General features: G+C 67.5%; 7 protein-coding genes. 4 read left to right on the top strand and 3 right to left on the bottom strand.

Features of this window, described 5'->3' with window-relative positions:
* Nucleotides 1-67 precede the first annotated feature (67 nt).
* Nucleotides 68-1,057, bottom strand: a complete 990-nt coding sequence (locus tag AC5RV2_RS12175) for a phosphotriesterase family protein (protein ID WP_494092544.1) — start codon at nt 1,055-1,057, stop codon at nt 68-70.
* A gap of 291 nt (nt 1,058-1,348) precedes the next feature.
* Nucleotides 1,349-2,092, bottom strand: a complete 744-nt coding sequence (locus AC5RV2_RS12180; protein ID WP_494092545.1) for a GntR family transcriptional regulator — start codon at nt 2,090-2,092, stop codon at nt 1,349-1,351.
* A gap of 148 nt (nt 2,093-2,240) precedes the next feature.
* Here AC5RV2_RS12180 and AC5RV2_RS12185 point away from each other — a divergent pair, with 148 nt between their 5' ends.
* On the top strand, nt 2,241-2,483 hold the full coding sequence (locus AC5RV2_RS12185; protein WP_494092546.1) for a DUF2630 family protein: 243 nt from the start codon (nt 2,241-2,243) through the stop codon (nt 2,481-2,483).
* A gap of 63 nt (nt 2,484-2,546) precedes the next feature.
* Here AC5RV2_RS12185 and ku read toward each other — a convergent pair whose 3' ends face one another.
* Nucleotides 2,547-3,401: a non-homologous end joining protein Ku gene (ku, locus tag AC5RV2_RS12190; RefSeq protein WP_494092547.1), complete on the bottom strand. Its 855-nt coding sequence runs from the start codon at nt 3,399-3,401 to the stop codon at nt 2,547-2,549.
* A gap of 82 nt (nt 3,402-3,483) precedes the next feature.
* Here ku and AC5RV2_RS12195 point away from each other — a divergent pair, with 82 nt between their 5' ends.
* From AC5RV2_RS12195 to AC5RV2_RS12205, 3 genes are all read left to right on the top strand, one after another.
* Complete coding sequence (locus AC5RV2_RS12195; RefSeq protein WP_494092548.1) at nt 3,484-6,177, top strand: ATP-dependent DNA ligase; 2,694 nt, start codon at nt 3,484-3,486, stop codon at nt 6,175-6,177.
* A 134-nt stretch (nt 6,178-6,311) separates the two neighbouring features.
* Nucleotides 6,312-7,391 (top strand): LacI family DNA-binding transcriptional regulator, encoded by a 1,080-nt coding sequence (locus tag AC5RV2_RS12200; RefSeq protein WP_494092549.1) that lies wholly within the window; start codon nt 6,312-6,314, stop codon nt 7,389-7,391.
* Nucleotides 7,392-7,414: 23 nt separating this feature from the next.
* A partial coding sequence (locus AC5RV2_RS12205; RefSeq protein WP_494092550.1) for an alpha/beta hydrolase occupies nt 7,415-7,773 on the top strand: 359 nt, incomplete at its 3' end.

The raw sequence follows: 7,773 nt of genomic DNA on the forward strand, positions 1-7,773 counted from the left end.
GTGTTGACCTTGGTCATTCCTTCACCTCAGGAGTTTCGAAAGCTTGTTGATGGCGGGCCGCTGGTGCTCAGCGCACAGTCAGCAGGTTGCGCGGATTGTCCACCAGGATGCGGCGGGCGTCTTCCTCGCTTAGGCCCAGTGATTTCAGGAAGGGGACGAAGGTGGCCAGCACGTGGCTGAAGGGCAGGTCGTAGTCCGGCTGTCCCTTGGCCACGCCGATCGCGTTGGACGAGAGGATGACCTGGTCCGCGTGGCCGGCCCTGACCAGTTCGAGCACCAGTCCGGCCCGCTCGCGGTCGGTGAGGTAACCGCCGTCGTCGTCCAGACCCACATGGTCCAGGCCCACGAAGGCTCCGCGGCGCGCCACCTCGAGGGCGGCGCCGGCGTCCGCGGCGTCCCGGCGGTCCAGGCCGCCGACGAGGACCCGCCCGGCGGGCAGTCCCTCGTCCAGGACGACGTCGAGGTCGTGCAGGGCGTCGGCGCCGTAGCGGATGGAGACCGGGATGCCGGTGGCCAGGGCGGTCCGGGCCGCCCCGCGGAACAAGCTCTCGTCGGTCGGGGTCATGCCCTCGCGGGTGGCGGTGCTGGTGACCAGTCCGGCGGCTCCGCGGCGCTCGACCCGCGGGACAACCATTCCCTCGCTGACTTCCTTCGAGAAGAGGTCGGCGAACTTTTCGGCCGGCCACGGGGTCGGCGGGTTGGTCTGCGGGGTGAGGAAGTAGCCGCCGAGCATTTCCTCCGGCCCCATGCCGGTGGAGGCGATGATGTGCACGCCGGTCGAGCGCGAGAGCGCCTCGTACAGCTTCACGTCGCGGCCGTGGAACATGCCGGTGCTGTCGACGATCGTCTGGCCGCCGTGCTCGCGGAAGTCGGTCAGCTTTCCGGCCAGGACCTCGAAGATCTCCGCCCGGTCCATGCTCATGTCCGGGGCGTACTGGGCTCCCGGGACCACCGAGAGCAGGGCCTCGTGGACCGCGACCACACCCAATTCATGGGCGGGAACGGGGCCAAGAACGGTATTGGCCGTCGGGTGGGGGGTTGTCGTTGTATCCGTCATTGGCACAACCTTTCGTCTGACGCCACGCCATGGCAGACGTCACGCGGGGAAGGATCATGCACCGCGACCTCTGGATTCATTCCTCGCCGAAACCGGTGCAGGCGGTAGTAAACGAAGGAGGCAGTCCATCGAGAGGCCTGGCGTCCGCTAACGGCCGCGGGCCTCCCGCTTGTGTGACCTTGATTACCTGTCAACTAGGTTTACATGATGTATTGTCAAAGTCAAGGCAATCGAGCGAAAAACATCAACGGCCGTGGGTGGTGGCGGGGTGCATTTCCCGCAAGCCGCCGCCTACTGGCTGGTGCTGAACCGGTACTTGAATTTCTCTGCCTGGTGCACCGCGGAGCGCCATCCGGCGGGCAGGTCACCCGTGGTGAAGAAGACCGTCTCGATGACGAGCAACGGACTCCCCACGCCCACCCCGAAGGTGGCGGCCTGTTCGGCGGTGGCCGCGGTTGCCCAGGCTTCGTGCTCGGCGCGGACGTGGGCGATGCCGAACTCTTTCTTGAGGAGCTCGAAGGCGGAGCCAACGCGTTCCAGTTCCGCGGCGGTCGGGCTGAAGTCCTCGGGCGCCCGAATGTAGACGTCGGCTTCGACGAGAGGCTCATCCTCTACCGAGATCAGGCGGGTGAAATGCAGGAGCCGCTCGTGCGCTTCGAGTCCCAGCAGGTCCCGAATCCGGCCGGGCGGTTCCACCCGCTCGATGCCGGCGACATTCCCCGTCGGATGCAGTCCGCTCTCGGCGAGGTATTGGTACAGGGCGCCCGAGCGCACGTCGGCCGGCCGCTGCACCCTGGTGCCGATGACCGGGAACGTCCCCTTGCCTTGTTTCCGGTAGATGTATCCCTCGCTGGCAAGCTCCTGGAGTGCCTGCCGGATGGGCGCCCGGCTGACCTCGAACCGGCTGAGCAACTGCGCCTCGGTCATTGGCTTCCGGGGATCAGCGATCCCCTCGGCTATTTCCCTGCGCAGGATTTCCCTGATCTGCCGATACAGGGGTACCCCGGACGAGGTATCGAGCTCGCCATATGCCATGAGTCTTCTGTTCCTCCACGTCGCCCGTCACCGGGATTGCCCTGCAGGAAGTCAACCACAGAACGCAATCCGTTGAGGAGGCGGCGGCCCTAGCCCGCGGCTGGCGTGCGAAGTAGCCTGAGGTGACTACCGCCGGGAGGGGCGTGCCATGGACCAGGACATCCAGAAGTACATCAGCGCGTTGGTCGAGAAGGAGCAACAACTGCGCGACTCCGCGCCGGAGGAGCCGGACAAGGCCGCCGCCCGCGCCGACGAGCTGCGCCGCCTGGAGGAGCAGCTGGACCAGTGCTGGGATTTGCTGCGCCAGCGGCGGGCCAAGCGCAGGGCGGGCGAGGACCCGGGCGAGGCGGAGACCCGGCCGGTCGGGGAAGTGGAAAACTACCGGCAGTAGCCCCGCGGCGGGCGGTCCCGGCCGTTGGGGCCCCGCCCCGCCGTCGTCCGCTTACCGGCTTCGTCAGGCGCCCTTGGATGCCTCGGATTTGGAGCCTGACTTCTTCTTGGACGGGGAGCCGGCGGAAGACTTGGCCTCCCGGTTCTTCTCGACGCTGCGGCGCAGCGCCTCCATCAGGTCCAGGACCTTGCCGCCTTCTTCCTCTTCGTCCGTGCCGAAGGTCTTGGCCGTATCCAGCGCCTCGCCCTGCTCCAGCTTCGCCTCAATCAGGGTCCGCAGCTGTTCCTGGTACTCGTCGGTGTAGTCAGCGGGCGTGAAGTCGGAGGAGAAGGACTCCACCAGCGCGGCGGACATCTCCTTCTCTTTCGCGGAGATCCGCACGGTTTCTTCCAGCGACGGGAAACTGGCCTCCCGCACCTCGTCCTCCCACAGCAGGGTCTGCAGCATCAGGACCTTGCCGCGGACCCGCAGCGCCGCCAGCCGGGTCTTCTGCCGCAGCGCGAACTGCACGATGGCCGTGCGGTCCGTCTCTTCCAGGGTCCGCCGGAGCAGGACGTAGGCCTTGGTCGACTTCGAATCCGGTTCCAGATAGTAGCTGCGGTCGAACATGATCGGATCGATCTGGTCGCTCGGGACGAACTCGACGACTTCGATCTCGCGGCTCTTTTCGACCGGCAGGGACTTGAAATCCTCGTCGGTGATCACCACGGTGTGCTCACCGTCGTCGTACGCCTTGTCGATGTTCTGGTAGTCGACGGTCTTGCCGCAAACCTCGCACCGGCGCTGGTAGCGGATGCGCCCGCCGTCCTTGTCATGGACCTGGTGCAGGCTCACGTCGTGGTCTTCGGTGGCGCTGTAGAGCTTGACCGGCACGTTGACCAGTCCGAACGCCACCGCGCCTTTCCAGATGGCTCTCATGCCACTAGTGAACACCCGCGGGCGGTACAAAGCCAGAGGCGAGGCCCTAGCCAAGCGGCCACGCGGCGGACAGACTGGCGGTATGGCCAGCCAGAACTCCAGCCAGAAAACCAGCCAAAAGGAGACCGTAGCCGTCGACGGGCGCCGGCTCAGGCTGACGAATTTGGACAAGGTGCTGTACCCGGAAACCGGGACCACCAAGGCGGAGGTGATCGCCTACTATTCGGAGATCGCCGAGTTCCTGGTTCCGCATGCGGCGGACCGGCCGGTGACGCGGAAACGCTGGGTCCACGGCGTCGGCACGGCGGAGGAACCGGGGCAGGTGTTTTTCCAGAAGAACCTGGACAAGTCCGCGCCGGACTGGGTCATGCGGCACACCATCGAGCACAAGAGCAACGTCAACGTGTACCCGCTGGTGAACGACCGGGCCACCCTGACGTGGCTGGCGCAGATTGCCGCCCTGGAAATCCATGTTCCGCAGTGGAAGTTCGGCCCGCGCGGCACGATCAACAATCCCGACCGGATGGTGCTGGACCTGGACCCGGGGGAAGGGGCCGGGCTGGCGGAGTGTGTCGAAGTGGCCTTCCTGATCAAGGACATTCTGGAGGGGATGGGGCTCGACCCGCGGCCGGTAACCTCCGGTTCGAAGGGCATCCACCTTTACGCCGGGCTGGACGGCAAGCAGACCTCGGAGGACGTCAGCCAGGTGGCGCACGAGCTGGCCCGCCTGCTGGAGGCCGACCATCCAAACCTCGTGGTCAGCGACATGAAGAAGTCGTTGCGCACGGGCAAGGTGCTGGTCGACTGGAGCCAGAACAACTGGGCCAAGACCACGATTGCCCCGTATTCGCTGCGCGGCCGGCCGCACCCCACCGTGGCGGTACCCCGAACCTGGGCCGAGCTGGAAGACCCGGACCTGGCTCACCTGGACTTCAGGCAGGTGCTGGAGCGCGTGAGGGAGATCGGCGACCCGCTGGCCGGCATGGCGGGCGGCATCGCGGACGAGCAGTCCCTGCAGGAGGCCGCGGAACCGGACGCCGGCAAAAGCGACGACGGGAGCCGCGGGGCCGCGGAGAACGACGGCGGCGCGCGCGGCACAAGCAGCGGGCGGAACGGTTCGGCCGGGAACAAGCGCCCGGACCAGCCGGAGCCGGGGCCGGACCGGCTCAGCAGGTACCGTTCGATGCGCGACCCGGACCGCACGCCCGAGCCGGTGCCTGCGGTGATCGAGCGGCGGGACCCGGACGACGAACCGGTTTTCGTCATCCAGGAGCACCACGCACGCCGGCTGCACTACGACGTCCGGCTGGAGCATGACGGGGTTATGGTGTCCTGGGCCGTGCCCAAGGGACCGCCGGTCACGACCGGTAAAAACCACCTGGCCGTCCACACCGAGGACCACCCCATGGAATACGCCACCTTCGAGGGCACCATCCCCAAGGGCGAATACGGCGCCGGGGTGATGACCATCTGGGACAGCGGCACCTACGAAGTGGAGAAGTGGCGCGACGGCAAGGAAGTCATCATTGTGCTGCATGGGCGTCCCGACGGCGGCCTGGCGAACGACGGCGGGCCCCCCGGTCCGCGGCGCTACGCCCTGATCCACACCGGCGGCGAGGACGGCAAGGACAATTGGCTGATGCACCTGATGAAGGACCAGCCGCGTCCTGCTGCCCGGTCGGCGGATGGCAGCGGGTCCGGGCGCACCAGGCGGGCGGCCGGCACCACGGCCCCTGTGGAGGACAACGGCTCCGCACCGCAGGACGCCGGGTCCGCACCGCAGGACGCCGGGGCGCCGCAAGCGGTGAAACCGATGCTGGCCGTGCAGGGCACCGAGGCCTCCATCGACGAGGATGAGGGCTGGGCCTACGAAATGAAGTGGGACGGCATCCGGGCCGTCGCCGTCGTTGCCGACGGCGCCGTGCGGCTGGTCAGCCGCAACGGCATCGACATGACCAAGACCTACCCGGAACTGGCGGACCTGCCCGATCACGTCCTGGCCCAAACCGCGGTGCTGGACGGCGAGATCGTCGCGCTCGATGCCAAGGGTCGGCCGGACTTCGGCCGCCTGCAGAACCGCATGAACCTCACCAGGAAAGCGGATATCGAGCGCGCTGCCGCGAAATACCCGGTGGATTACTTCCTCTTCGATTTGCTGGAATTGGACGGAACACCAACACTTGGGCTGGAATACTCCCAACGGCGGGAAATCCTTAAGGAAGCGGTAGAAACCCCGGACGACGGACATATCCAGGTCCCGCCGGAGCTGGATGCCAGCGTGGCCGAAGCGGTCGCGGCCAGCCGGGAGGTCGGCCTGGAAGGCATTATCGCCAAGCGCACGGACAGCAACTACGCGCCGGGCCAACGGACGAGGAGTTGGATCAAGATCAAGAACCAGCTGACGCAGGAAGTGGTCATCGTGGGCTGGCGGCCGGGCAAGGGCTCGCGGGCCCGCAAGGTCGGCTCGCTGCTGGTGGCCGTGCCCGACGGCGTGGAGCTGAGCTACCTCGGCCGCGTCGGATCCGGCCTGACGGAACGAGAACTGGCCGAAATCGGTTCACGGCTGAAGAAGATGTCACGCAAGACGCCGCCGCTGGAGGGCGTGCCCTCGGCGGACGCCTCCGACGCGAACTGGGTGCGGCCCGCGCTGGTCGGCGAGGTTCAATTCAGCGAACGCACCGGATCCGGAAAGCTCCGCCACCCGGTCTGGCGCGGCTTCCGGCCGGACAAGAAGCCGTCGGATGTCGTCGTCGAAATCCCCCAACTCGAGGCCTGACCCGCGGAGCTGCCGCTCAAAAATTTTGACCCTACCCCTATCATTCTGCCGATGAATCGTTAGTCTTTACCCAGGGGAACTTCTGGGGGGAAGTTTCGGGGGATGATTCTTGGGGAAGAAGGCAGAACTGCATCATGGGGAGTTCATTTAAGCCGACTATTCGCGACGTCGCCGAGCGGGCCGGCGTCTCGCTGGCAACGGTCTCATACGTCTTGTCCGGCCGGCACGGGGGTTCAACGAGAATCAGCGAGCCGACCAAGGCCCGGGTCATAGAGGCGGCCAAGTCGCTGGGCTATGTGCCCAACCACGCCGCCCGGGGCATGCGCCGCGGGCGGACGGACACTGTGGCCGTCGTGGTGGAAAACCTGGATTCGGCCTGGGACCGGCAATTGGCGGAGGTCGCCAACCGCGTGCTGCCGGAGCACGGCTACCGGGTGGTGGTCCTGCTCGGCCAGGAGGCGTGGCGGAACTTCATGCTCTCCGGCGGCGCGGACGGGGCCATCCTGGGCTTCAGCACCGAAACGCCCGAGGAAGACCACACCCTGCGCGATCTCGCCGACCGGGGCGTGGCGCAGGTGGTCGTGTCACAGTTCCTGCAGCCTGACGGCTTCGACGTGCTGTCGGTCGACGCGGAGGCCGGCATCGCCGAGGCGGCCGCGTATCTTGCCGCCAGGCACCGCCGCATCGCCGTGCTGCACCGGGGCGGACCGGCTCCAGGTCGCCGCGGTACCCGGCTGGGGCTGTTCCGGCAGGCGATGGCCGACCTCGGCGCAGAACTGGACGAGAACCTGGTACGTGCAACGCACGGGTCCTGGCGTGAATCCTACGAGGAGACCGGCAGGCTGCTGAAGCTGGCCGATCCGCCCACGGCGTTCTTCACCACGGCCGACCTGGAGGCCCTGTGCGTCTCCGGCTCCGCGACCGCGGCCGGACTCCGGATCCCGGAGGAGATGGAGATCATCGGCGTGGACACCTCGGATTTGGGACACCACTCCGAACCTCCGCTGACCTCGGTGGGACCGGAGCCGCTGGTGGGCACCGTGGTGGACCTGCTGATCGACCGGCTCGAGGGGCGCGCCTCCGCCGCCGGGCGCCTGGTGCCGGCGCCGTGGACCCTGCACCATCGGGGGACCACCGTGGCGGGGATGTCCGGGGAGGGCAGCGCGGAAGGCTCGGACGAGGTGGAGGACAGCGTCTCCAACGGCGCGCCGTAGCAGCGCACGGCTACAGTGCAGGGATGGAGTGTACCCGGCACAGCTACGGACCGGATCCCAGCCAGTACGCCGAACTGTACGTGCCCGCCCTGCGGCGGCATACCGCCGTCGTCGTCATCATCCACGGCGGGTACTGGCGCGCTGCCTACGGTGCCGAGCTCGGACGCCCGCTGGCCCGGGACCTCGCCGGCCGTGGCTGGGTCTGCTGGAATATCGAATACCGGCGCGCGGGCAACGGCGGCGGCTGGCCGGAGACGTTCGACGACGTTGCCTCCGGCATCGACCGGCTCGCCGACGTTTCGGAGGAATCCGGATTCGCGCTCGAGCGGGTGGTGGGGCTGGGCCATTCGGCCGGCGGCCACCTGGCGGTGTGGGCGGCCGG

Source organism: Arthrobacter sp. Y3225116 (genome assembly GCF_059091245.1).

What these genes read in the sequence shown, in the direction of transcription:
- AC5RV2_RS12180 (WP_494092545.1), bottom strand. Translation starts at nt 2,092, where the DNA reads ATGGCATATGGCGAGCTCGATACCTCGTCCGGGGTACCCCTGTATCGG.
- AC5RV2_RS12195 (WP_494092548.1), top strand. Translation starts at nt 3,484, where the DNA reads ATGGCCAGCCAGAACTCCAGCCAGAAAACCAGCCAAAAGGAGACCGTA.
- AC5RV2_RS12175 (WP_494092544.1), bottom strand. Translation starts at nt 1,057, where the DNA reads ATGACGGATACAACGACAACCCCCCACCCGACGGCCAATACCGTTCTT.
- AC5RV2_RS12185 (WP_494092546.1), top strand. Translation starts at nt 2,241, where the DNA reads ATGGACCAGGACATCCAGAAGTACATCAGCGCGTTGGTCGAGAAGGAG.
- ku (WP_494092547.1), bottom strand. Translation starts at nt 3,401, where the DNA reads ATGAGAGCCATCTGGAAAGGCGCGGTGGCGTTCGGACTGGTCAACGTG.
- AC5RV2_RS12200 (WP_494092549.1), top strand. Translation starts at nt 6,312, where the DNA reads ATGGGGAGTTCATTTAAGCCGACTATTCGCGACGTCGCCGAGCGGGCC.